The following is a 24,703-nucleotide window of genomic DNA, read 5'->3' as shown; positions in this document are numbered from 1 at the left end:
GTAGGGTGAAAGGGTTATAACTTGGTTAGCAACGAACGAACAACGGCGATTACCCTATCCGTTCCGCGGTCCGCTTCGATAGCAATCAAGGAGGTCGGTTATAATGAAGAGAAATCATACCATGATGCAGTTTTTTGAATGGCACCTGGCTGCAGACGGAGATCATTGGAAGCGACTGGCTGAAATGGCCCCGGAACTGAAAGCCAAAGGCATTGACTCGGTATGGGTGCCACCCGTAACCAAGGCAGTGTCAGCAGAAGATACAGGTTATGGTGTATATGATCTGTACGATCTGGGCGAATTTGATCAAAAGGGTACCGTACGGACCAAATATGGCACCAAGCAGGAACTGGTGGAGGCCATTGCTGAGTGTCAGAAGAACGGCATTGCCGTCTATGTGGATCTGGTTATGAATCACAAGGCCGGAGCAGATGAGACGGAAGTTTTTAAAGTGATTGAGGTTGATCCGAATGATCGAACGAAGGAAATTTCTGAGCCGTTTGAGATTGAGGGCTGGACCAAATTCACATTCCCGGGTCGCGGAGATCAATACTCCTCTTTTAAATGGAACTCTGAACACTTCAATGGCACGGACTTTGATGCCAGGGAAGAACGAACAGGTGTATTCCGCATCGCAGGAGAGAATAAAAAATGGAATGAGAATGTTGATGATGAGTTTGGCAACTATGACTATCTGATGTTCGCCAATATAGATTATAACCACCCGGATGTTCGGCGCGAGATGATCGATTGGGGGAAATGGCTGATCGATACCCTCCAGTGTGGTGGATTCCGGCTGGATGCGATTAAGCATATCAACCATGAATTCATTAAGGAATTTGCAGCAGAGATGATCCGCAAACGCGGTCAGGATTTCTACATCGTAGGTGAGTTCTGGAACTCGAACTTGGATGCATGTCGTGAATTCCTTGATACGGTGGACTATCAGATCGACCTGTTTGATGTGTCTCTTCACTACAAGTTGCATGAGGCTTCGCTTGCAGGTAGAGACTTTGATCTCTCCAAAATTTTTGATGATACCCTGGTTCAGACGCATCCTACCCATGCGGTAACTTTTGTAGATAATCATGACTCCCAACCTCATGAGGCGTTGGAATCATGGATTGGTGATTGGTTTAAGCCGAGCGCGTATGCGTTGACTTTATTACGTCGCGATGGGTATCCGGTTGTATTTTACGGGGATTATTATGGCATTGGTGGTCCTGAACCTGTGGATGGCAAAAAAGAAATTCTGGACATTCTGCTGTCTGCCCGTTGCAATAAGGCATATGGAGAGCAGGAAGATTACTTCGATCACGCCAATACGATTGGCTGGGTACGTCGTGGCGTAGAGGAAATCGAAGGTTCCGGTTGTGCAGTGGTCATCTCCAACGGGGATGACGGTGAGAAGAGAATGTTCATCGGAGAGCATCGTGCTGGTGAAGTCTGGGTGGATCTGACGAAGAGCTGTGATGATCAGATTACCATTGAGGAAGACGGCTGGGCCACCTTCCATGTGTGCGGTGGGGGCGTCTCGGTATGGGCCCTTCCTGAACAGAATGAGGACTGCGCTGACGCTGAGTAACGGCATGTGCCAGGCAGGATAAGAAAAGGTACACCGACCGCATAAAAACAGTATATAGATAGATCGTTAAACCATCTGAACAGGAGAGCGAGTATACCTGTGTCCAGGTGGTTTTTTGCATTTATCTAGGTACAACTAAAACTCCAACCTAACGAACTGAGTGGACCTTATTTGCACTGAATTAGCGTTATTGAAATTCTATCGAATCTCAGTAACCTTATTACTCTCAAAAACGATTGGAATAGCACCAGTAGGAGCAACACCACCAGATTAACGCGTCTGATATTCGTTAGAATACTGGTAACTCGGATTTCAGCCGAATAAGGCCTCTCAGATTCGTTAACTTCACGTGGGTTAAAGCTCGCCGCCATAGGCAAACGAATCACTACTGTAAGTAAAAACATGAAATGAGAAAGAAACAGTTCGGTTTCACATCCTAATATATGGTACAATAATCCAAATATGGAGTGTTAGAAAACAAAATGAGAGATCATAATAAGCGATATTCTTTACAGAGGATTGGAGAAAAGGAGGGATGGTATGAGTCCTAAAAGAGAGTTGAACCGTTTCTTCCTGTTGGTCATGTATCTATTTGTAATAGCCGTGTGTCTGGGGGCTTGCGGTTTGGGACCAAACCAGGGGCCAGCGGGGGAACCAAAGCGGACCGATGAGTATACGTTGAATTCGGAGCGAAGAGATTTAAATGAGTGGGTTACAAAGAGAGCTGAGTCCTTCCAGAAGGATACGCCTGATGATTATACTTTGACTGCAACGGTGGATGTGAGTCATGAATCCGGAGTTGACCGAATTTCTTATGAGATTTTGGTAAATGAGGCTCGGGTGCCCATGGATAATGTCCTTCAGTCTTTTACCCTCGATCCCAACATGATAAATCGAATAGATGCCGGAGAGTTATTTCATTCCAATGTGAGCAATACACACGAGATTAGTTTAGAGTCTGACAAGGAACCGCTTGGATTGAGTTTGAGCAGAAGTTACGTCTTAAAGCCCAAGGCGGAGATCGACAGCAATATCATCCAGCGTTATGCAGATATGTATATCAAAATTTCTTATGGGCCAAATGATCAGCGAACGGAAGATTATTTTTATATCCATGCCGATCCGTCTCCGAGAACGATTGAGTATATGAAGTCATGGGAGAAAGAAAAATAGGAAAAGGCAGCACTCACCAGTTCCATCTGAGGAATCTGAGTAGACGCTGCCGGTTCATCTATTTGAGATAGTAAAATTATTACTTTTCAAAATACTGATTCATCGTATCCCACATTCGATTGAACTCACTTCGTTCCATTGAAAATGCTCCAGGCTTTTCAGGTTTATGATGAGAAGTTGGCTCAAAGTTTAAGTATTCATGGTGTGTAGTACACTCATAGTTTTTGCTGTTAATAAGGAATTCAATTCTATCCTTAAAGGGTCTTTCCAGTAATTTAACCACCATGATGTCTCCACTACTGGTGCTTCTTGCAGGAGAATATATCAGAAAGTAACCTTGTTCAATTCGATATTCCATAGCAATGACCTCCATTAGAATATAGATCGAATACGATAATATCCGATGCCCTCTCTCCGTTTACCTACTCCAGCTCAAATGATTCCAACGTACCAACCATCCGCAGATCATGCTCGCGGTTGAAATGTTCCCGTTTGTCCGCATCCGCGTACTCGTCATGATAATGCATCAGTACGGTTTTCTGTCTCACTTCCGCGGGTAACTGCTCTAGATCCTTCAATGAGGTATGGGATTTGATCACCAGATCGTGCATATGACATTCATGGAAAATCAGCTGCACATCAGCGGCAACTTGCTCCACCCGTTCCTGATCGAGTGTACTGTCAGCACTGTAATAGAAGTAAGGTTTGGCGAGTAGCCCATTGCTGACCATACCGGGAACATGCTGTGTCCGAAACGTCTCAAAGGTCACACCGCCCAGTTCGAATGTGCCTCCATCTGGCAGGGGAACGACATCGTAGTAATCGCTCATGTTACGTTCACCATCCGTTGTGTAGCGCATGCCGGGGGATAGAATGTTCCAGAGCGGATCTACCAATTGTTCGTGGATGAACAGACGAGGTTTGCGGTCGCCTACGATCTGTGAGTAGTATCCGAGCATCTGTACACCGTTAATATGATCCTCATGCAGGTGGGTAATGAACACGTTGTGGATATCGGTCATGGCGAATCCATATTCCTTAAGTGCTTTAGCATTTGATTCCGGAAAATCAATGACCAGATGCGTGTCTCCGAATTCAGCCAGCATACTATTATGGTGCTGCTCCACGCTGAACATATCTCCTGTGCCGAGAAAAGTAATTTTCATTCAATTTCATCTCCTTGTGTGATCTTCAGATCAGCATCCTTGCGTTAAATCCAGTATACCTTGTTCCCGAATATATGCCTAAATCAACCTTTTTTGATAACGCTATCATTTTATATTGAACTTTGATGATAAACAGTGTAGCGTAAAGATGGGAAGTGAACCCATATGAACGTAAACTCACCTAAAGGGAGCGTGCGAGGCGAATGAAATCTTTTCTGGATGAACAATTTTTGCTGCACAATGAAACGGCGATCAAGTTATATGAGGATTATGCCAAAGACATGCCGATTATTGATTATCATTGCCACCTCAGTCCTCAGGAGATCTACGAGAACAAAACCTTTGGCAATCTTACAGAGGCTTGGTTATACGGTGATCACTATAAGTGGCGGCTCATGCGCGCAAACGGAATTGAAGAGCAATATGTGACCGGCGGCGAAGGAGTGACCGATTACGATCGTTTCCTGGCTTACGCCAAAACGGTCCCTATGATGATCGGTAATCCGCTGTACGCCTGGTCTCATCTGGAATTACAGCGATATTTCGGCGTCTACGAAGTACTGAATGAGACAAGCGCACCAGCCATTTGGGAAAAAGTAAATGCCAAACTTAACAGTGACGGATTCGGTGCACGTGATCTAATTACCAAATCTAATGTTACTGTTGTGTGCACAACCGATGATCCAACGGATTCTCTGGAGTATCATCTGAAGATTCAGGAAATCGAAGGTTTTGATACGGCGGTATTACCTTCTTTCCGCCCGGATAAAGGCTTGGAATTGAACCGGGATACCTTCGTGGAATGGGTGGGCAAGCTGTCGCAGGCATCTGGCACCGCCATTTCAGATTATGAATCCTTCCTTGCTGCGCTGGAGTCACGTGTGGAATTCTTCCATTCTGTCGGCGGCAGAGTCTCTGACCATGCACTCGATTATGTCCCTTACGGCGTGGCTACACGCGAAGAAGCGGGTGCCATTTTTGCCAAGGCACTTGCGGGCCACAAGGTAACTCGTGAGGAAGAGGACAAGTACAAGACAGTGACGCTGACATTCCTTGGCAAACTGTATGCAGAGCGGGGCTGGGTGATGCAGTTCCACATTAATGCAGCCCGTAACAACAATACACGGATGTTTGCCAAGCTTGGGCCGGATACCGGATACGATGCAGTCAATGATACGCCGCTTTCCGCAGCGATGATTGGATTGCTCGATGCGTTGGAGCAGCAACAAGCACTGCCCAAAACAATTCTGTATTCTCTGAATCCAAGGGACAACGAAGTGCTCGCGGCGATCATTGGCAGCTTCCAGGGCGGGGGTATTCCGGGCAAAATCCAGCTTGGTGCCGCCTGGTGGTTCAATGATACAAAGGACGGCATGCTTGCTCAGATGAAGGCACTGGCGAATGTTGGTCTGCTCAGCCGATTTGTCGGCATGCTGACCGATTCACGCAGCTTCCTGTCCTACACCCGGCATGAGTATTTCCGTCGTCTGGTCTGCAATCTCATCGGTGAATGGGCCGATCAAGGGGAGGCACCGCAGGATATGGAGTTGCTCGGTCAGATCGTACAAGGCATTGCCTACAACAATGCAAAAGAATATTTCCCGTTTGCCTCAGTGCCTAAAGCGGTCTCTGCTTCACAGTCTTAATGAGTAACAAACGCACCTAATCATGCAATTTATGTAGTAAGAAGATTCTTTTGAGTCTACTTTTCAATCGTAATAAAATGCTCCCATTTCTTACCCCCGGGTCATCATCCACCGGAGTAAGGAATGGGAACTTCTTTGTAAGTTGAATTCATGGAATTGCACATAATAAGTATAGAATGCTCCAATAACGGCCAAATGACAAAACCCTAATCAAGCGCGTATAGGCTCTTGGTTATGGGTTTATATTGGTTATTTTTAGATGTTTGACATTCGTTTCTTGCGATAATATACTTAGTACACCTAATTAATTGTGCATCTATCTAATTGTACTGCTATTTAATAGATGTCCTATGATATTGGATGTCTATGGAATGATAAAGAAAGAAGGAGGGACCCATTATGACTGGTATAGATCCGGTCGCTCAGAAGCTTTTGTACTCCATTATGCAGTTTAATAAAGGCAAATGGAGGCAACATAAACCTCATGGGCGCAATCATAACGAAATTATGGTGCTGGGTTGTTTACTCCACGGGATGCATCCGGGAGAACAATTGAACTGGCAGGACAATCCGCCTGATTTCAATGACACGATCGAATCCAATCATCCCGGGATGAAAGTCTCGGAAATCAGCGCATTGCTACGAGTGAAGTCACCGACCATTACACCTGTTATTCGTGGCCTTGAAGATGAGGGACTGGTCAAACGGACGATGGACCCGGAGGATCGCCGTGCGGTCCGAATCACGATTACTGAAGCAGGTCGTGAAATTATTCGGGCTGCTCACCAAGAGCGCATGGAAATATTCAATAAGTTAGTTGAGCATTTGGGTGAGCAAGACAGTACTCAGCTGGCTGAGTTGTTGACAAAGGTATACACCTTTTTTGATACATTAACTTCCTTACAAAAGGATGATTCGACAAGAGGAGATGATACGCCATGATGAAACTGTTTCGCATGCTGAAGCCATACCAAATTCCGATTATTTTTATTTTGGTTTTGGTACTGTTTCAGTCGCTTGCTGAATTGTACCTGCCTACGTTAATGGCAGATATTGTGAATGACGGAATCATTAAAGGGGATATCCCGTATATCTGGCAGATTGGTGGATGGATGTTGGTCATCGCGATTGGCGGAACAGCGTGTTCGGTGATCGCGAGTTACCTCTCATCTCGAACAGCGGGTGGATTTGCCAAACAACTGCGTAGCAGAGTTTTCCGCCATGTGGAGAATTTCTCGCTTCAGGAGTTCGATAAGATGGGGACTGCTTCACTGATTACGCGTACGACCAATGACATCACGCAGGTACAGAATGTACTCACGATGATGCTGCGCATGATGATTATGGCTCCGCTCATGTGTATCGGGGGTATCTTCATGGCGGTATCTCAGGACGCCAAATTATCTACGATTTTCCTGGTTGTGCTTCCGGTACTGGGCGGAGCCATTGCGCTGATTGGTGCCAAGGGTTTACCTTTGTTCAAAACCATTCAGAAAAAGCTGGACCGACTCAATCTGGTGCTGCGTGAGCAGTTAACAGGGATTCGGGTTGTTCGTTCCTTCAACCGTGGGGAGCATGAGAAAGTGCGCTTTAACGGGGCCAACACAGAACTGAGAGATTCATCGATCAAAGTTAATGTGCTCATGGCGACCATCATGCCTGTGATGATGCTGGTTATGAACTTTTCGATGATTGCCATCCTTTATTTTGGTGGAATGCGGATCGACAGCGGCAATATGAACATCGGTGCATTGATTGCCTTCATCCAGTATGCAATGCAAATCATGTTCTCACTGATTATGGTTTCCATGATCTTTGTCATGATTCCAAGAGCTTCAGCATCGGCAGAACGGATCAACGAAGTGCTTGATATGCAGCCGGATCTTAGCAATCCCGAGCAGCCTCGTGGTATGAAATCCATGCAGGGTATGATTGAGTTTGACAATGTAACTTTCCGTTATCCGGGCGCAGAGAATCCAGCTTTGTCCGATATATCTTTCACAGCTCGCTCAGGTGAGACAACAGCCATCATTGGCGGTACGGGTTCCGGGAAATCGACATTGCTCAGTCTTATTCCACGATTTTATGATGTGACCGAAGGCAGTGTTCGGGTAAATGGTACGGATGTGCGTGAAATTCGGCAGGAAGATCTGCGTGCCAAAATTGGCTTTGTACCACAAAAGGCAGTCCTCTTTACGGGTACGATTACGGAGAATATCCGTCACGGGAAAGACGATGCCACAATGGATGAAGTTGTTCATGCAGCCCGTACGGCTCAGGCGGAGAACTTCATCACCGAGATGAAAGAGGGATATGATAGTCTTATCGCGCAAGGTGGTAACAACGTATCTGGTGGACAAAAGCAACGTCTGTCCATTGCCCGCGCACTTGTTCGCCGTCCGGAAGTTTATATCTTTGATGACAGTTTCTCTGCTCTCGATTTTAAAACGGATGCTAAACTTCGTGCTGCACTGAAGTCCGAAACGACAGAAGCGGCTGTGCTGATTGTTGCGCAACGCGTAAGTACAGTAATGGATGCCGATCGCATTCTGGTTATGGATGAGGGCCGAATTGTCGGTTCAGGAACACATAAAGAGCTGCTGGAGCACAATGAAGTGTATCGCGAGATTGTATCCTCCCAGCTGACAGAGGAGGAGATCGCATGAGTGAACGTACAGAACGCAAGTCGCCTCGTCCCCATGGTGGGCCGGGTCCAGGTCCCGGAATGGGCATGCGACCTCCCGCTGAGAAAGCAAAAGATTTCAAAGGCACACTGCGTCGCTTGATTCGTTATCTCCAGCCTCATAGTTCTCGTCTGCTAGGTGTGCTGGTTGCAGCCATTTTGAGTACCGTATTCAGCATCATCAGTCCAAAAGTTATGGCCGAAGGAACGGATATTCTCAGTAAAGGCGCCATTGCCATCCTTCAGGGTGTACAGGGAGCCGGGATTGATTTTCCTGCATTGATGAAAGTATTATACCTGCTTGGCGGACTCTATCTGTTCAGTGCTGCATTTATGTATGTTCAGCAATACCTGATGGCCGGTGTGGCCCAGCGTGTTGTATATGACATGCGTGAGCAGATCAGTGCGAAGGTTGGACGCCTTCCTTTGAAATATTTTGACTCCCGCACAACTGGGGAGACACTTAGCCGTGCCACGAATGACGTGGACAATATCAGTAATACACTTCAGCAAAGTTTGGCACAGTTCATTACGTCCATCGTCACAATTGTCGGCGTAATTATCATGATGCTGACGATTAGTCCATGGATGACGCTGATCACGATTTTGACGTTGCCACTCAGTGTGGTTGTTGTCATGCTGGTCGCTTCCCGTTCGCAAAAACACTTTGCCGGTCAACAGAAATCCCTTGGAGAACTGAATGGTCATGTCGAAGAGATGTATACCGGACACAAGGTTGTCAAAGCCTTTGGACGTGAAGAACAATCCGTACAGCAATTTGAGAAGGTCAATGAAGAACTGTATGAATCCGGCTGGAAAGCCCAGTTTATCTCGGGTATTATTATGCCGCTCATGAGTTTCGTAGGTAACTTGGGTTATGTGCTGATCTGTGTGGTTGGTGGGATTTTTGTTACACGTGGTTCTATCTCTATTGGGGATATTCTGGCCTTCACACAATATTCCCGTCAATTCACACAACCGATTAACCAGATTGCAAATATCTCGAATATTATTCAATCAACGATTGCTTCGGCAGAACGGGTATTCGAGTTGCTGGATGAAGAGGAAGAAGTTCCGGAGTCCAAACAACCCGTGCAATTACAGCAGCCTAAAGGTGCGGTTGCATTCCAAGGTGTTAATTTTGGATATAAAGAAAATGAACTGCTCATTCATAACATGAATATTGATGTAAAACCGGGACAGACGGTAGCCATTGTTGGACCAACGGGAGCCGGTAAAACCACCCTGATCAACCTGTTAATGCGTTTCTACGAAATTCAGGATGGTCGGATTACGATTGACGGTGCAGACATTAAGGACATGGAGCGTGGTAAGCTGCGCAGTCTGTTCGGCATGGTGCTTCAGGATACCTGGTTGTTCAACGGAACGATTCGGGACAACATCGCCTATGGTCGAGAAGGTTCTACGGAAGAGGATGTAATCAAGGCAGCCGTTGCGGCACATGCGGATCACTTTATCCGTACACTGCCTGATGGTTATGATACGGTGCTGAATGAAGAGGCGTCGAACATCTCTCAAGGGCAGAAACAGTTGCTGACCATTGCAAGAGCGATTCTGGCGAACCCAGCCATCCTCATTCTGGATGAAGCGACGAGTAGCGTGGATACACGGACCGAAGTATTTATCCAGAAAGCAATGAATGATCTGATGAAGGATCGCACGAGCTTTGTCATTGCACACCGTTTGTCTACCATTCGCGGCGCCGATCTGATCCTGGTTATGGATCATGGTAACGTGATTGAACAGGGTAATCATGATGAATTGATGGCAAGTCAGGGCTTCTACGCGGATCTGTACAATAGTCAGTTTGCGGAGCAGCAACCGCAGGCGATCTGATTACACTGTAACTAACAAGAATAGCCGGGAGCACTCTTAGGGTGCTCCCGGCTATTTGTCGTGTATCCAGAGGAGTGTATTCCAATGTGGAGCTGATTGGATTCGTTTGGATACGATGGATCTATAAGATGTGATGGAACGTTGCATGGTAACTGGGTTAAGGTGCCCGTCAGCCTTTCAGTTGTTTGCGTGAGGTGGAGACAGACCAGGGGAGTCTTCAACTTTCGTCCATGCTAACGAATCGTAGACACCTTATATGGAGGATTATCAAGCACTCCCAATTCTAGCTATGATGAACGTAACCACAAAAAAATAGCCCTCCATATTGCTGCATATCGTAGGTTAAAATGGACAGTAAGAAGACCACCATTTCAGAGCTACACAGCAAAGGAGAGCTATCCCTATGAAGTCTACCACAAAATTCATTGGTTTAGATGTATCCAAAGAAAAAATTTCTGTCGCTATTGCTGACGAGGGTCAAGACAAGCCGCGGTATTACGGCACCATTGCTCATGCGCCTGCTGCCTTACGCAAACTCATCAAAGAATTGGGTCCGGCAAGCTCCCTCTCGTTTTGTTATGAGGCCGGTCCTACAGGATACGAAACCTACCGCTGGATCGAATCCATGGGAGCCACCTGTGTCGTCATTGCGCCTTCACTCATCCCGAAACGCTCCGGCGATCATGTGAAAACAGATCGACGAGATGCCGAGCAACTGGCACGTCTATTCCGTGCAGGCGAACTTACGCCAATTTACGTTCCAGCACGTGAAGATGAGGCACTGCGTGAATTGGTTCGTGCACGCGAATCGGCGAAAGAAGATGCTCACCGGGCCCGTCAACGTGTACTCAAGTTCTTACTGCGCCACCAGATCCATCCACCGGAGAATATCAAACGTCGCTGGACGAAAAAATATCGCGTATGGCTTGGAAAACTGATGTTCCCGCATGCACCCATGCAGATCGCGTTTACAGAGTACCTTCATGCCATGGAAGAGATTGAGCAACGCATCGGTCGACTGGAAAAAGCCTTGATTGAAGAGGCGGCGACCAGTTCCAAAGCCGATTTGATTCAGATTTTACAGTCTCTGCGTGGCATTGGATTTCTCACGGCCGTCACGCTTGCTGCGGAGATTGGTTCCTTTGCCCGTTTCCGTTCCCCTGCTCAGCTCATGGCTTACTTGGGCCTGGTTCCGCGTGAGCATTCGTCTGGAGTCCGTACCCAACGAGGCTCGCTCACCAAAGCGGGAAATGGACGATTGCGTCGCACCTTGATTGAATCGGCATGGAGTTACCGCCATCGGCCTGCGATTAAAGGGGACTTGGCCCGCCGTTTGGAAGGTCTGCCTGCGGACATACAGCTCATTTCCTGGAAAGCTCAGGAACGGCTGCACCGAAAATTCCGCCGTTTAGTTTATGGATTAAACAAACACAAAAATGTCGCGGTCACCGCGGTGGCCAGGGAACTGACCGGGTTCATTTGGGCGGTCGCCCGAACGTTGGAGCTACCGAACGCTCAGTAATCTGTTATTCATCTTGAAGAGACGGATGGTTTAAAAGGAAAAAGGGGAAAACTCCGGAGCCTTAGGCCCGGGAGTTCATGGAAGGTTCAGGAGAGAATGTACGAGGTTCGTTTGCACTAGGCTTTTAATGGGCTGAACGTGCGTGGCTAGCTTGTAAAAGCTCTCCTTGACGAAGGCATACCATGTGGTAACCAACCCACGGATAGCAGCGTGCCAACCGTCGCTCGCATATGGACTCCCGCGCTTAGGGCTTCGGCGAAAAGCAGCATTTTGTGATGGGCTTGACAAAAACGTTCATAGCAACGAACTTGAGACATGTTATTTCTCTGATAAGCAACACAAAGCGGTAAAAGAAACTGCAGAATGAGGAAATAAAGTGTCTACGATTCGTTAGAACGCCGGAATTGTGGAATTGGGCCTATTAGAGTGTGCTGAGTTCGTTAAAACATTCTAGTAAACCTTAGTCATAATTGTCTTACATATGCCATGCTGCACAAAATAAAAACGGGACGAAGCGGTGTAACTACACTGCTTCGTCCCGTTTATTTATATTTTGAATTCATCGTACACCAATCGAGATACAACCACACGGGCATAAGATCACCGATTGGGACATCCAGATTGGTCATGAGATACTTTGTATGCCTCTGTTTGAACAGGGCATGACCCGCATTCTATTGATCCTTAGAATCGTTCGCAGGTTCATCAGTGACATTGCTAGAGACCGACTTTACTTCTGCCTTCACGTCGTCGCTGTTAGCTTCCTCCAGCGCAGACGGAGCGGGTTCACCCGGGATTAATTCGCGCTGCTCAATCATGCGTTTGACGACCTCATAACAGTCATCCACATGTTTGTTACCCACATAGCGCATGGCTGTAAAGCTGAGTGCGGCAGCCAATCCCTGTCCTGCAAAAGGGACAAATTTGGCGACCGATTTGGTAGCTACGCGTACGCCGACTCTTTTCAGAACCTGTACCACCAATTCCTTGGTGATCATACGACCAATGACTTTGCTTCCGATGGACATGACGAATCCATAGATCATGGATTTGGTCTCGGGGTCCATGCCGTCCAGCTGTTTTTGTGATAATCCGAATTTATTGTTAATGGCAGGCAACAGCTGCATCAGCATCCCCACATCAGCCAGTACGTCTGTACCGGGCAGCGGAACGAGTGTTGTACCGGCAGAAGCGGTAGCTCTTTTGCGAACCATGGTACGGCATTCCTTGCGAACTTGCTCCAATTGTTCCAACGTTGCCGGAATCATAGGGAATCCCTCCATTCGTATATGGTATAGATATAACCGTTTTGACTCGATTTGAATGGGTTCTCACCAGCAAAATTTGCGGCCTTATGACATTAAGGTGCGGAGAAACCCTTTTTCTCATGCATACATCTGGTTAAACAAGGAAATGGTTCTATAAGATAAACGGGCCATCTAGCTATTACGAATGAATGAGGATTAGGATGCATACCTGATTGGGAAACCTATTTGGAATCATGATGAGTGCTTAGCGAAGGGCTTGTTTACGGCTTCAACCTTTGTGGGTAAAGGGTTAACAAGCATTGGAATGGAGGAAGAGGGATGGAGTTTAACAAAGCGTTGTTAATTCATCATCATCATTCGGGCAAGGCCAATCGTGAGAACACAGTGGGCCTCGTGGCTGGTGTGCTGGCTCCAGCTGTCCATGAACTCGTCATTGTGCGTACGGATGAACCGGGTGAAGGAGAGAAGCTATGTCGTGAGCGCGGGGAACAATTCGATGTGGTGTTTATCCTGGGTGGGGATGGCACGGTGCATGAATGCGTGAATGGACTGGCTGATCTGCAACATCCTCCGTTGATTGGTATATTGCCTGGAGGCACGTGTAATGACTTTGCGCGTTCGCTCGGCATTTCACCGGATGCAGAGACTGCGGCACAAGAAATGCTGGCAGGTCGGGTGGTATCCATTGATGTTGGAAGAGCTAATGATCGAGTGTTCACGAACTTTTTTGGCATTGGCTTGATCAGTGATGCTTCGCAGAATATTAACGAAAATCTGAAAAGCGCGCTGGGGAAGCTCAGTTATTTTATCAGCACTTTACAGACAATTAGTCATACAGAGCCGTTTCGTTACCAACTGGAGGCGGATGGGAAAGAGATGGAAGGCGAAGCAGTGATGATCTATGCAGCTAATGGCCGTTTTCTGGGAACGAATGCCCTGCCCTTTGCAACGGATGCGTTGCAGGATGGCGAACTGGACGTGCTCATTATTCATGAGACAGGCATTCCGCTGCTGCGAGAGATTCTGTCACACAAGCCGGAGGGAGATTGGCAACCTCAGAGTGAGAGCATTTCATACTTCAAGGCATCTACGTTAAAAGTGAAGACAGATGCGCCGATGTCAGCCGACACGGATGGCGAATTGTATATGAAGACACCCGCCGAGCTGTCGGTGTTGACGGGTCATCTGAAGTTTTTAACCGGGGAGGGTTATTAAATCCCCCGGTTTTTTGGTTTGATTTTGACTGATCGAAAAATCAAACATTCCCTGGCTGATCTTTCATATGACGTTGCCTGAACTCATCCTCCAGCATGCTCATCTGAATGGCATCATGGTATTGATGATTGTAGAACAAGACATCCCGCTTCACACCCTCGCGCTGGAATCCGAGTTTCTCATACGTGCGAATGGCTCGCTCGTTGAAGGCGTACACCTCAAGCTCGATTCGATGCAAGTTACAGATGCCGAAGCCGTAGTCCAGCATAAGCAGTAACGCCTCGCTACCGTAACCTTTTCCTTGATACTCTGCCTGATCAATGGCAACCCGAATATGTGCACTGCGATTCTTGGCATGCATGTCCATCAGAACGACATCTCCGATGATCTGGTCATCTTCCTGTAAAGCAATAAGTAGCATGAGTCTGGTGTCATCCTGTGCTGCATTCTCAACGTAACGTTCAACCTGAGTGCGTGTGAAACTGTTCTGTGTTCCTGTCAGCCTGCGCATCTCGGCGTCAAACAGGCCAGGGAAGTAAGCATCCACATCTGTAATCTCGAAAGGGCGCAGGTATATGCGCGACGTTTCTAGCAGACGTGGGATACGTGGGGATGGTTTTGAATGTGACATTAGTTGTTCCTCCTATGGGTTCAAGGCTAGTGTTATTCATGTTATGTATCGTATTAATCAACGGGAAATAGATAATTAACAACACTTTACCATATTTTCTCATGCTTGTAGCTATAATGGTCGATATAAGTATTGTCGTGCTTGCTAAGTCGAAGAGAAACCTAGTTTGAAGATTCGTATTACTCTGCTCGAATTACATATTTTGATTTGCTGTACTGTATACATAGCTGCGTTGTAGTAAACCAGACATTCATAGTCTTAAAGAGACGTATCAGTTTACCTTAGCAGGCCGATAGATTCTATAAGAATAGAAATGGGGATTTAACGAAATGCGAAGGTTAGAGAATTGTTTGAAGTGGTTTACTGTTTTTTTAATTTTGGTTACACCGCTGTTTACTTCACCTGGACAGGTCTCAGCAGCGAAAAAAGAGATCTATATCACTCTTTCTGGAGAAAAACACAGATATGTAGGAGAAGTCAAAAATGGTGTTCCTAATGGTAAAGGAATATCCTACTTTCCAAATGGGAAGAAGAGCTTTGAAGGTAAGTTTGTAGCGGGGAGGCCTCATGAAGGAAAAAGGTATAACTCTGATGGGAAGCTGTACTCGGATATCTCTAATGGACAGGGAAAGATCTATTACCCAAATGGAAAGTTTAATTATGTTGGTAAGGTGGATAAGGAAACGTGGCTTCCCTCAGGTAAAGGTACCGAGTACGACATAAATGGAACGGTTAAATATAAGGGCGATTTTTTGAATGGTTCGTTTCATGGTCAAGGTAAGTGGTATACAGAATATGGTGAAATGTTCTATCAGGGTACGTTTAAGAATGGTTTGCCACAGGGACAAGGTAAAGCATATCAATATGGAGAAATTGCCTATGTTGGTGCATTTGATAAAGGAGTACCCACGTATTCTGGCAAAATTAAATTGTACGAAGATGGTGTAATCATCTATGATGGGCAGGCTAAAAATGGAGCTATTACCGGCAAAGGTAAAGGGTACTTAAACGGTAAGTTAGTCTATGTGGGCATGTTTAAAAACGGAAGACCAACGGGTGAAGGTAAATTCTATACGGAGAATAGTAGTGATGGCCCTAATATATCTATTTATATCACTGTCGACTAAGTAACAGGTAAGTAATTACAGGATCAATTCAAAACTTTCAGGAGCAGAGTCTTATAATCATGATTAGATTTCAACCAATAAACCATCGGTAGGTGTGTTCATTGCATCGCCCGATGGTTTTTTGGCATAACTGCTTTTGAGATATAGCTATATATTTTAGTTCCGCTTAACCGCTCCATCCAGAAACAGCGCCACCAGTTCCTGCGCGAGTTCCTCAATGCTGCCGCCATTCATGTTGCGTACATCTTCGCGGTTCGCGAGCATCAGCAGTGACGTAAACGCATGGGCAAGCAGCATGGGGTTCCCAACCCGCAAATAACCATTGTCCATCTCCTTCTGAAAATGGATTGCTAGTACTTCGAATATACGAATCTCCGCTTCCCGAATCTGGGCGAGTTGCTCCGTGTCCAGATGTTTCTCAGCTTCTCGCATCATGGTCTCCGTTTCAATATGGGAGTGCTGCATCTTCGCTTCGGCAACCTTAACCAGTCGTTCTTGCAACGTACCAGGTTCATCCAGACGGAGCGAAGTCTGCTGCATGCCCATCGCCATCATGCGGGTGATGGCAACGGTGAACAGATCTGCTTTGCTGGAGAAGTGATAATAGATCGATGCTTTGGTTACATTGCATAGTGAGGCGATCTGCTGGAGAGAGACAGGTTCATACCCGTATTCCATAAACAGACGTGACGCGGTCATCAATATGTTGGTTTGAACAGATGCTTGATCCACAGCTGTTTTGGGTCTACCCGGTGAACGGGGAATGTTTGTTTTTTTGCTCATAAGTACATACCTCTTTACGTATTTAATTGCTTGTTAGAAGTGTTCACAAAATTAGGCATTGCAAAATTAACCTTCCGGTATATATAATTAACTCGATTATACTATGACCCGTGGTTCATTACTACACCATCATATATATTAGGGCTTCATAGAAACAGAATAGGGAGATGAAGAGACAATGCAGGAAGGTTCGGGTTACGGCCGCTGGGTTGCCGGCAAACGAAGCAAATGGATTACGCTGTTGGTATGGATCATTATCGCCGTTGTGCTTGGCATGGTATGGCCTGCTGTAGGTGATCGTGAAACCAATAACGCACAGGATCTGAGTGAATCCAAACCATCGGTTCAGGCAGCTGCACTTGCTGAGAAGGAATTCCCTGGTGGTGAAGGACTGCCCGCGTTGATCGTATGGCGTCAAGCCGGCGGTCTGACGGATGAGCAGATTCAGAACATTCAGGCATTAACGGAGCGACTGGATCAAGATCCGGTAGAACAACAACAGTCCGTTGTGCCACTCTATCAATTACCACCACAGGCATTGAAAGGCCAGCTTTCGGAAGACGGAAGTACTTTGGTTATGCCACTTTTCTTCAATGAAGGTGCCGATTCGGAACAATTGAAGGAAGCTATTGAAGCACTTGAGCAAAAAACACAAGACATCTTCGGGGCAAACCCGTTTGATGTAGCCATAGATGATACCAATACACTGATTGCCCGTGTGACAGGGCCAGTAGGGATATCCATTGATGCGAGCGGGCTATTCTCCTCCGCCGATGTATCCTTGCTGATCGCTACGGTTGTACTGGTATTAGTACTGTTGCTGTTGATCTATCGCTCGCCGGTACTGGCGATTATCCCGATCATTGCCGTTGGATTCGCGTATATGGTGACAAGCCCCATTCTCGGATTCATGGCGGATCAAGGCTGGATTACGGTGGACGCACAGTCGATCTCAATCATGACCGTGTTGTTATTCGGAGCAGGAACGGATTACTGCCTGTTCATGATCTCCAGATACCGCCAAATTCTCTATCATGAGCCGGACAAAAAGAAAGCCATCTTCCAGGCAATTACCGGATCATCTGGCGCCATTGCCATGAGTGGATTCACGGTCGTTGCAGCACTATTGGTGCTGTTGCTGGCTGAATACGGTGCATATCATCGCTTTGCCGTACCATTCAGTCTGTCCATCTTTATCATGTTTATTGCAAGTCTGACACTGGTTCCGGCGCTTCTGGCGATCTTCGGTCGGGGTTCATTCTATCCATTCGTACCGCGTACACATGCGATGGAAGTGGAGCGTGCGAAGAAAAAAGGCAAACCGGCTCCGGCCCCGCGCAAAATCAAGGAAAGCTGGATTGGCCGTGTTGTGGTAACAAAGCCATGGACCGTTCTTGCAATTACGTTGGTATTGCTGGGAGGACTGGCGGCATTCTCTACTCAGGTTAAATTCACGTATGATCTTTTGTCTTCCTTCCCGGAGGATGTGCCTTCCCGCGAAGGTTTCACGGTCATTGGCGAACAGTTCTCCCAAGGTGAGCTGGCTCCAGTCAAAATCATGATCGATGCCGAAGGCAAAGAAACTGATCTGAAGCAGCGTCTCGAATCGCTGGATTACATTAGCAAAGTAGGCGATGCTCAGCAGGGTGCCGAGAATGCCAACATTACCGCCTTTGATGTGGAATTTAATCTGAATCCATATTCCATGGAGGCAATGCAGCATATTCCAGATCTGCGGGCTACTGCGGAACAGGCGCTTCAAGATGCTGGTGTAGCTAATGTGGACAGTCAGGTCTGGATCGATGGTCAGACGGCTGAACAGTATGACATTGAAGTAACCGGAGAACGGGATGCCAAGATCATTATTCCTGTGGTCATCGGCATGATTACATTGTTATTACTATTATATCTGCGTTCAGTTGTAGCTACGGCGTACTTGATTGCAACGGTTGTTCTGTCGTATTTCTCTGCACTGGGTCTGGGTTGGATCATCATTCACTACGGACTTGGCGCAGATGCCATTCAGGGAGCAATTCCGCTGTATTCCTTCGTATTCCTCGTGGCACTGGGTGAAGACTACAACATCTTCATGATCTCTAGCATCTGGCAGAAACGCAAAACGATGCCGCTTCGTCAAGCGATTAGAGAAGGTGTTGGCGAGACAAGCTCTGTTATTACATCAGCAGGTCTGATCTTGGCAGGAACATTTGCGGTACTTGCTACATTACCAATTCAGGTGTTGGTGCAGTTTGGTATTATCACTGCCGTTGGTGTGATGTTGGATACCTTCCTGGTTCGTCCGTTCATGGTACCGGCGATCACCGCATTGCTGGGTAAATGGGCCTTCTGGCCAGGTAAGTATGTGCCGATTGCCGAAAAGAATGAGGAGAAACAGAACCAGTCCATGTAATACATGGATTGGGTGAGATGGATGGCAGGGCTTCAAGCCTGCTGTCCATTTCTTTATTTTCCGAACGATGATGACCTCTACCAGTTGTCCTCCTGAGATGGAATGGTGGAACTGTAAAATATCCGCAGGATGAGACGTAATCCTGGCTTTCTTTGTATGGGGAAGGTTTACGTAACCAAGTGTTTTGGGACATAATAGAGGAAGCGTCGGCCTTGAGCAGACGGATGATTAACATCAATGGGACAACCAGGGGAAGGATGAAAGCAAGCATGACGAACCAACTTAATGTGTATTTTAACCATGACGGCGGCGTGGATGACCTCGTATCGCTGTTCATGCTTCTGCAAATGGACAATGTACATGTAACCGGCGTATCGGTTATTCCGGCAGACGGATATCTGGAGCCAGCAACAGATGCCAGCCGTAAAATCATCGATCGTTTCGGTACATATTCCGTAGAGGTATCCAAATCCAACTCCAGAGGGAAAAATCCATTTCCTGCGGCGTGGAGACTGCACTCCTTCTATGTAGATGCACTTCCTGTACTGAACGAATCCGGCAAAATGGAAGCACCACTCTCTGCCGTTCCAGCACACCAGCATCTGATCGAGAAAGTGCGCAATACCGAAGGCAAAACGTTGCTCCTGTTCACAGGCCCACTGACTGACCTTGCGCGTGCACTCGACGAAGCACCAGACATTGAAGAGAAAATCGACAAGCTGGTATGGATGGGCGGTACATTTGAGCGTGGTAACGTAGAAGAGCCTGAGCATGATGGCACAGCAGAGTGGAACGTATTCTGGGACCCGGAAGCGGCTTACCGTGTATGGCAGAGCGGTATCCAGATTGATCTGGTTGCACTGGAAAGCACGAACAAAGTACCTCTGACTCCAGCCGTTCGTAACCGCTGGGCAGCAGAGCGTCGTTTCGAAGGCGTTGATTTCCTGGGTAACTGTTACGCAGGTTGTCCGCCACTGGTGTACAGTGAGACAAATTCCACATACTATCTGTGGGATGTGCTGACAACGGCTTCCGTTGGACGCGAGGACATCGTGAAGAAGAAAACTGTAAACTGTATTGTCATCCCGGATGGTCCTAGCCAAGGCCGCACGGTGGAGCAAGCAGACGGACGTCCAGTACAACTGGTGTATGATACCGATCCGGAAGCGTTCTTTACGTACATGACGGATTTGGGTAAAAAAGCTGCTCCGCAGCGCTATTAATTCAGGCAGCCTCAGGGCTTGCCAACATTAAAGGTACAACAAAAATAAAGCCGCAGGCAGTGGTCTGGATATGGGGTTGAACCCCATGATCCCGTCCCTGCCGTGCGGCTTTTTGTTTTGGGCTGATTTATATAGATTGATAACAGCGATCGGAAGGTTGTTCTGTCATCGAAGTGGCATGTGTGAATATTCTTAAGTTCAGTCTGTATAACAATCTAGATGCCCGCTATATTTTAAATCGACTAATCAATCCGTTCAGCTCACTGGACAATACCCGCAGAGATTCGGCGGATGCACTCATCTCATCCATGGATTGCAGTTGGCTTCCGGTAGCGTGCGATACCTTCTGGATACTCGAAGAGGATTCGCGTGAGATATGTTCCATATCCTCCACGGAAGCGGATACTTCTTCTGCACTGGCAGACAGCTGCTCGGATGCTGCGGATACTTCGTGCAGACGTTCATTCATCGTCTCAATCCCGGTATGAATGGATGTGAATGAACGGCCTGCCTCCTGAACAACAGCGAGACCGGATTGGACTGCTGATGTGCTGGCAGACATATGTTCTGACAACAGGGCAGTCTGGCGTGTCATCTCGGCGATCAGTTCGGTGACATGCTGGGATGACTGCTCTGATTCCCCCGCAAGCTTGCGAACCTCTGAGGCAACCACCGCAAACCCGCTGCCATACTCTCCTGCACGAGCTGCTTCAATACTTGCATTAAGTGCGAGCAGATTGGTCTGTGAAGCGATGCCTTTCATCAGATGTGCCACCGACTCAATTTTACCTGAGTACTGCTCCAGCTGGGAGGTGGAGGCTACCATCTGGACATTTGCTTGATGAATTTTGTCCATGCTGTCAATCGCCGTGTTGATGTTGGCCTGACCTTGCACTGCGTTATTGGTCGTATCCTGTGAGACATCCGCGACCATAGAAGAAGAATTCGCAATATGCTGCATGCTGCGTGTGATCTCTTCCATGGCTACCGTAACTTCGCCAGCACGAGCCACCTGTTCAGCAGCTCCACTGGCCGTATGATTGGTATGCTCGGCAATGCGCTGGCTGGCTTCAGCAGTCGCCTGTGAATGTTTGGATACTCCTTCTGCAGCTTGTAGCAGAGAGTCGGAGCTTTGACGGATGCCCGTCATGACATCACGGGTACCTGTAACCAGATGTTTGAACTCCGAAGCGAGTTGTCCTACCTCGTCCTTGCGACTAAGTTCAACGTTGACGGTCAGGTCGCCTTTTCCAACCTGGGTGATTAACTTCTTCAACTTTACCAATGGACGGGTCAAGTAGTGGGCGAATCCATAAACCAACAAGACACTCAGCAGAACAATAGCCAAGGCTGTCCAGATCATGGTCATACGGTTGCGGGACATCAGTTCATAGACCGCAGTGGAATCCAGATCCGCACCGACCAATCCTAGTACTTTACCGTCAGCCCCATGGATCGGCACATACGCAGTAATGGTAGCGCCATATTCATCCTGTGTGAGTTCGCCCCGAATAGGCTCATTCTGTTCAAAAGCTTGCAGCATTCCTTCATAATGGGTCTCTTCTGCGGAACCGTAAGGGGAGAAGTCATCCTCTGCCACATCGGCAGCAGCCCCATCCACAACGTAGAAATATGTATTTGTTCCATTTTCTTCGCGTGTACCAAGGGTATACAGATACTTGAGTCCATTGGCCTCGCGCAGCTGACTGAGCTGCTCACGCAATGTGCCGTAATACGCAGTCTCGGCCTGTCCGGTACTGAGTGGTGCATACAGAGAGGTGTCAATTAATGCAGCTGCCCGTTCACCCACAGCCTGTGCCTGCATCCCCATGGATTGCTCGACCAGTTGGGCCGATGAACGGTACATGGTAATGCCAAGAACCGCACCCGCGGCTAGCATCAGACAGGAAAAAAATAAAAAGATCCTCATAAACAAACTGTTCATTGGTAAAAGTGTTCCCCCTTGATCTGTTGAATCAATCGTCTCTTTGTCTCTTTACTTGGTGTTTGTCGTTCTTCTTTGGTTCGTATGTATTGTATATCAAATATACAGTTTTCTACTTGAAATATCGGCATCCGGTCCATAAAGAATTAGCTCCCGAGTCAATTTGATCCGGGAGCTGGTTTTGTTTCAATCCTATATTGACCATGCTCATCATTGGAACACACCTCATTGTCACTACATAGAGGGCTTCACATGACTGGGTGATTACGTCATTACATCGTTCCGCCGCCCTGGCGAACAGAGGCAGGAATCTTTTCAGGTCCCTGATTAATATATTTATTGATAAAAGTACCTACTTTGGCATCGTCGAATTGGTCGAGCTTCATCGTTTTGGTCCATGCGGTCACCACGACTTCACTGCCTTCGGGAATATCCTTGTTGGGTACAGCCAGAATACCTGCTCCGGCTTCGCGGAATTTAGCGAGGTATTTCAGATGTTCCTTCATGTCCTCGCTTGCGTTCTCACGATAATATATGATGATGTCCCCGTGCTCCAGATTGTGTACCAGATAATTATAGCCCGGGAAGTCGGTGTAAAATCCAAACTTGATATCATGCGGATTATGCGGTCCCGATGTTGGAATTGTCATCTCATACTGAATGGGGTCCTCCGTATGGTCTGCCCCGTAATATTTATCGTCCGTCACGTCGATTGTCGCGTTGGATTCCAGATCGGCTACATTATATGTTTTACCTGCTCCTTGCATGAAGAACAGGCCAAACGTAATAATCGACACAGCCATCATTACATGTGCAGCCAGCCGAAGGGATCGACTTTTTTTCTGGATGTCTGCCCGCTCTTTCTTTTTCATGTGGCCCAGAATTTTGCCCTGTGTGCGTGATGCCCAGATATAGGCGGCGATGGAGAACAGCAATACAATCACACCTACGATGAGCCACAGGTAGGATGTACCTGCCTCGTGCTCCATTTGCATATGATTCATATGAGTCATGTCCATAGAGAGTTCCTCTGCTTTCTTTATAAAGTGAGTGATTAATACACTACATAATGTAGTGCTGATGGCGACCGTGAACCGATCCATTACGTAACGGGAGTTGCTGGATTGGTTTATTACGTAAATAAGAACATACCTATTGCACTACACATTATAGTGTATGAATCATGCTCAGCGCAATGCTGCCTTGGAAAACCAAAAAAAGACCTTCCCCGCGTCAGCAGGGAAAGCCATGCTTCGCCTTTATCGCCAGATTTTCATCTTTGTAAAAGTGAATTAAAATAATCTGGAGATAACAGCGATCGGAAGGTTGTTCTGTCATCGAAGTAACAAGTGTAAATAGCTTTATTCCAACTGAACTATTTTACAGACGACCAAACGGTGAAAGCATCATGCCAATCAGTCCAATGATAATCTCACCCAACAATCGATACAGAATAAAGAACACGACCACATTGGCGATCAGCACGCTGTACATGCTGTCGATGGCTGCTTTGGTACGATTCAGTGGATACTGGAACAGCACCGAGTTCAGAGCAACAAAGATAATGATATACGAGACAGCAAGCAATGAAATCGCGATGGAATATGAGATGATAATAAACAGATTCGCCAGAACAAGGGATACGACAGCAGGAACAAGCAATGTACCAAACTGGGCAACCAGTGTTTTGGGACGGAAGGTTATTTTTTCAATCTTCAGAATAGCGTACATCAGTGCAATAGAGGCAATCAGGATAATGACGGTGAACAACAGCGGTCTTAAAAATCCACCAATGAACAAGCTGTCCATGCCTATGCGACTAAAGGTAATTAAGAAGTATGTAGAAGATAGAACTGCAATTAGCGCCATCGTTAGCCATCCGTTTAGTGAATGCTGGTCACCAACGGTTTTCATCGTCTGATAAGGACGGGCCAATACACTGAGGAAATAGGATAGATACTGTTTGCTTACTTCTTTGGCTTGCTGAACTTTCTCATTCTGCACAATATTATTCCACTGATTGGAGCTATTGTCTCCTGCAGAAGCATGGTCATTGGTACCTGTTGATTCTCTTGCCTGTTCCTTGTGAATGGAGATAGATGGTGTGTTGGGTGGAACGGATGCCTGGGAAGAGGTAGCCTGCGTGCTGGACCAACGGGTATATTCGGGTTCGGAAACAGAAGATTCCGAGTTCGGTACAGGAGTTGGTGATGAGGTTGTTTGCGTTAGATTAGAGCCGCACCTCTCGCAAAAATGGGCATCTCCATTTTCGTGATTACATACTGGACATTTCATGGTATAAGCCTCCAATTTCTAGAAAATAAAAACATGTCAACATTGTGTCTCATTTTAACGGTTAATGACGAAGTTTGTCTATGTTTCGCAGGAATTAGTACCCATTTGGGGAAAGTTGAAACAAAGCCTCGAATCCTGTGTATGAAAACGTAGTGTAAAAGCAACAATAGTATA

At 46.9% G+C, this 24,703-nt stretch carries 19 protein-coding genes; 11 read left to right on the top strand and 8 right to left on the bottom strand.

Annotation, left to right across the window (positions count from 1 at the left end):
• The first annotated feature begins 103 nt into the window (after positions 1-103).
• Together BS614_RS01085 and BS614_RS01080 are read left to right on the top strand one after the other, a co-directional pair.
• A complete protein-coding gene (locus tag BS614_RS01085; RefSeq protein ID WP_074092649.1) occupies positions 104-1,585 on the top strand; it encodes an alpha-amylase in 1,482 nt (493 codons plus the stop codon).
• A gap of 540 nt (positions 1,586-2,125) precedes the next feature.
• Positions 2,126-2,758 (top strand): hypothetical protein, encoded by a 633-nt coding sequence (locus tag BS614_RS01080; protein WP_074092648.1) that lies wholly within the window; start codon positions 2,126-2,128, stop codon positions 2,756-2,758.
• A gap of 79 nt (positions 2,759-2,837) precedes the next feature.
• Here BS614_RS01080 and BS614_RS01075 read toward each other — a convergent pair whose 3' ends face one another.
• Positions 2,838-3,116, bottom strand: a complete 279-nt coding sequence (locus BS614_RS01075; protein WP_036612914.1) for a hypothetical protein — start codon at positions 3,114-3,116, stop codon at positions 2,838-2,840.
• A 64-nt stretch (positions 3,117-3,180) separates the two neighbouring features.
• Positions 3,181-3,924, bottom strand: coding sequence for an MBL fold metallo-hydrolase (locus BS614_RS01070; protein WP_074092647.1), 744 nt, complete (start codon positions 3,922-3,924; stop codon positions 3,181-3,183).
• A gap of 203 nt (positions 3,925-4,127) precedes the next feature.
• Here BS614_RS01070 and uxaC point away from each other — a divergent pair, with 203 nt between their 5' ends.
• From uxaC to BS614_RS01045, 5 genes are all read left to right on the top strand, one after another.
• A complete protein-coding gene (gene uxaC / locus BS614_RS01065; protein WP_074092646.1) occupies positions 4,128-5,570 on the top strand; it encodes a glucuronate isomerase in 1,443 nt (480 codons plus the stop codon).
• A 399-nt stretch (positions 5,571-5,969) separates the two neighbouring features.
• Entirely contained in the window at positions 5,970-6,512 is a 543-nt protein-coding gene (locus tag BS614_RS01060) for a MarR family winged helix-turn-helix transcriptional regulator (protein WP_074092645.1), read from the top strand.
• Positions 6,509-8,236 (top strand): ABC transporter ATP-binding protein, encoded by a 1,728-nt coding sequence (locus tag BS614_RS01055; RefSeq protein WP_074092644.1) that lies wholly within the window; start codon positions 6,509-6,511, stop codon positions 8,234-8,236. Before BS614_RS01060 ends, BS614_RS01055 begins: the two co-directional genes overlap by 4 nt.
• Positions 8,233-10,110 carry an ABC transporter ATP-binding protein gene (locus BS614_RS01050; protein ID WP_036612899.1) on the top strand — a complete coding sequence of 626 codons (1,878 nt, stop codon included), beginning with the start codon at positions 8,233-8,235 and terminating at the stop codon, positions 10,108-10,110. Before BS614_RS01055 ends, BS614_RS01050 begins: the two co-directional genes overlap by 4 nt.
• Positions 10,111-10,513: 403 nt before the next feature.
• Positions 10,514-11,632 carry an IS110 family RNA-guided transposase gene (locus BS614_RS01045; RefSeq protein WP_074092643.1) on the top strand — a complete coding sequence of 373 codons (1,119 nt, stop codon included), beginning with the start codon at positions 10,514-10,516 and terminating at the stop codon, positions 11,630-11,632.
• A 674-nt stretch (positions 11,633-12,306) separates the two neighbouring features.
• Here the strand turns inward: BS614_RS01045 and BS614_RS01040 are convergent.
• Positions 12,307-12,900, bottom strand: coding sequence for a hypothetical protein (locus BS614_RS01040; protein ID WP_074092642.1), 594 nt, complete (start codon positions 12,898-12,900; stop codon positions 12,307-12,309).
• Positions 12,901-13,218: 318 nt separating this feature from the next.
• Between BS614_RS01040 and BS614_RS01035 the strand changes: the two genes are divergently transcribed.
• Entirely contained in the window at positions 13,219-14,115 is an 897-nt protein-coding gene (locus tag BS614_RS01035; protein WP_074092641.1) for a diacylglycerol/lipid kinase family protein, read from the top strand.
• 40 nt (positions 14,116-14,155) lie between these two features.
• Here BS614_RS01035 and BS614_RS01030 read toward each other — a convergent pair whose 3' ends face one another.
• Entirely contained in the window at positions 14,156-14,746 is a 591-nt protein-coding gene (locus BS614_RS01030) for a GNAT family N-acetyltransferase (protein WP_074092640.1), read from the bottom strand.
• Between the two features lie 329 nt (positions 14,747-15,075).
• Between BS614_RS01030 and BS614_RS01025 the strand changes: the two genes are divergently transcribed.
• Positions 15,076-15,873 (top strand): MORN repeat-containing protein, encoded by a 798-nt coding sequence (locus BS614_RS01025; RefSeq protein ID WP_074092639.1) that lies wholly within the window; start codon positions 15,076-15,078, stop codon positions 15,871-15,873.
• Positions 15,874-16,029: 156 nt separating this feature from the next.
• On the opposite strand, the gene BS614_RS01020 is transcribed toward BS614_RS01025, so the two are convergent.
• Complete coding sequence (locus BS614_RS01020; protein ID WP_074092638.1) at positions 16,030-16,656, bottom strand: TetR/AcrR family transcriptional regulator; 627 nt, start codon at positions 16,654-16,656, stop codon at positions 16,030-16,032.
• A gap of 178 nt (positions 16,657-16,834) precedes the next feature.
• On the opposite strand from BS614_RS01020, the gene BS614_RS01015 reads away from it, so the two are divergent.
• Both BS614_RS01015 and BS614_RS01010 read left to right on the top strand, forming a co-directional pair.
• Positions 16,835-19,066, top strand: a complete 2,232-nt coding sequence (locus BS614_RS01015; RefSeq protein WP_074092637.1) for an MMPL family transporter — start codon at positions 16,835-16,837, stop codon at positions 19,064-19,066.
• A gap of 269 nt (positions 19,067-19,335) precedes the next feature.
• Positions 19,336-20,289, top strand: coding sequence for a nucleoside hydrolase (locus tag BS614_RS01010; protein WP_017691781.1), 954 nt, complete (start codon positions 19,336-19,338; stop codon positions 20,287-20,289).
• A gap of 226 nt (positions 20,290-20,515) precedes the next feature.
• Here the strand turns inward: BS614_RS01010 and BS614_RS01005 are convergent, their stop codons facing one another.
• From BS614_RS01005 to BS614_RS00995, 3 genes are all read right to left on the bottom strand, one after another.
• Positions 20,516-22,234 (bottom strand): methyl-accepting chemotaxis protein, encoded by a 1,719-nt coding sequence (locus tag BS614_RS01005; RefSeq protein WP_074092636.1) that lies wholly within the window; start codon positions 22,232-22,234, stop codon positions 20,516-20,518.
• Between the two features lie 272 nt (positions 22,235-22,506).
• The gene (locus tag BS614_RS01000) at positions 22,507-23,253 is read right to left on the bottom strand and encodes a DUF3105 domain-containing protein (protein ID WP_074092635.1); all 747 of its coding nucleotides are present in this window, start codon (positions 23,251-23,253) and stop codon (positions 22,507-22,509) included.
• 361 nt (positions 23,254-23,614) lie between these two features.
• A complete protein-coding gene (locus tag BS614_RS00995) occupies positions 23,615-24,529 on the bottom strand; it encodes a zinc ribbon domain-containing protein (RefSeq protein WP_074092634.1) in 915 nt (304 codons plus the stop codon).
• Positions 24,530-24,703 lie beyond the last annotated feature (174 nt).

The sequence above is a fragment of the Paenibacillus xylanexedens genome (assembly GCF_001908275.1).
GTDB classification, from domain to species: domain Bacteria; phylum Bacillota; class Bacilli; order Paenibacillales; family Paenibacillaceae; genus Paenibacillus; species Paenibacillus xylanexedens_A.
The sequence above is the reverse complement of the archived record's forward strand: the minus strand, read 5'-3'. Positions and strand labels throughout refer to the sequence as shown.

Bases quoted from the DNA above. Each gene is read 5' to 3' on its own strand.
- BS614_RS01085 (WP_074092649.1), top strand. From the start codon at position 104: ATGAAGAGAAATCATACCATGATGCAGTTTTTTGAATGGCACCTGGCT.
- BS614_RS01080 (WP_074092648.1), top strand. From the start codon at position 2,126: ATGAGTCCTAAAAGAGAGTTGAACCGTTTCTTCCTGTTGGTCATGTAT.
- BS614_RS01075 (WP_036612914.1), bottom strand. From the start codon at position 3,116: ATGGAATATCGAATTGAACAAGGTTACTTTCTGATATATTCTCCTGCA.
- BS614_RS01070 (WP_074092647.1), bottom strand. From the start codon at position 3,924: ATGAAAATTACTTTTCTCGGCACAGGAGATATGTTCAGCGTGGAGCAG.
- uxaC (WP_074092646.1), top strand. From the start codon at position 4,128: ATGAAATCTTTTCTGGATGAACAATTTTTGCTGCACAATGAAACGGCG.
- BS614_RS01060 (WP_074092645.1), top strand. From the start codon at position 5,970: ATGACTGGTATAGATCCGGTCGCTCAGAAGCTTTTGTACTCCATTATG.
- BS614_RS01055 (WP_074092644.1), top strand. From the start codon at position 6,509: ATGATGAAACTGTTTCGCATGCTGAAGCCATACCAAATTCCGATTATT.
- BS614_RS01050 (WP_036612899.1), top strand. From the start codon at position 8,233: ATGAGTGAACGTACAGAACGCAAGTCGCCTCGTCCCCATGGTGGGCCG.
- BS614_RS01045 (WP_074092643.1), top strand. From the start codon at position 10,514: ATGAAGTCTACCACAAAATTCATTGGTTTAGATGTATCCAAAGAAAAA.
- BS614_RS01040 (WP_074092642.1), bottom strand. From the start codon at position 12,900: ATGATTCCGGCAACGTTGGAACAATTGGAGCAAGTTCGCAAGGAATGC.
- BS614_RS01035 (WP_074092641.1), top strand. From the start codon at position 13,219: ATGGAGTTTAACAAAGCGTTGTTAATTCATCATCATCATTCGGGCAAG.
- BS614_RS01030 (WP_074092640.1), bottom strand. From the start codon at position 14,746: ATGTCACATTCAAAACCATCCCCACGTATCCCACGTCTGCTAGAAACG.
- BS614_RS01025 (WP_074092639.1), top strand. From the start codon at position 15,076: ATGCGAAGGTTAGAGAATTGTTTGAAGTGGTTTACTGTTTTTTTAATT.
- BS614_RS01020 (WP_074092638.1), bottom strand. From the start codon at position 16,656: ATGAGCAAAAAAACAAACATTCCCCGTTCACCGGGTAGACCCAAAACA.
- BS614_RS01015 (WP_074092637.1), top strand. From the start codon at position 16,835: ATGCAGGAAGGTTCGGGTTACGGCCGCTGGGTTGCCGGCAAACGAAGC.
- BS614_RS01010 (WP_017691781.1), top strand. From the start codon at position 19,336: ATGACGAACCAACTTAATGTGTATTTTAACCATGACGGCGGCGTGGAT.
- BS614_RS01005 (WP_074092636.1), bottom strand. From the start codon at position 22,234: ATGAACAGTTTGTTTATGAGGATCTTTTTATTTTTTTCCTGTCTGATG.
- BS614_RS01000 (WP_074092635.1), bottom strand. From the start codon at position 23,253: ATGGACATGACTCATATGAATCATATGCAAATGGAGCACGAGGCAGGT.
- BS614_RS00995 (WP_074092634.1), bottom strand. From the start codon at position 24,529: ATGAAATGTCCAGTATGTAATCACGAAAATGGAGATGCCCATTTTTGC.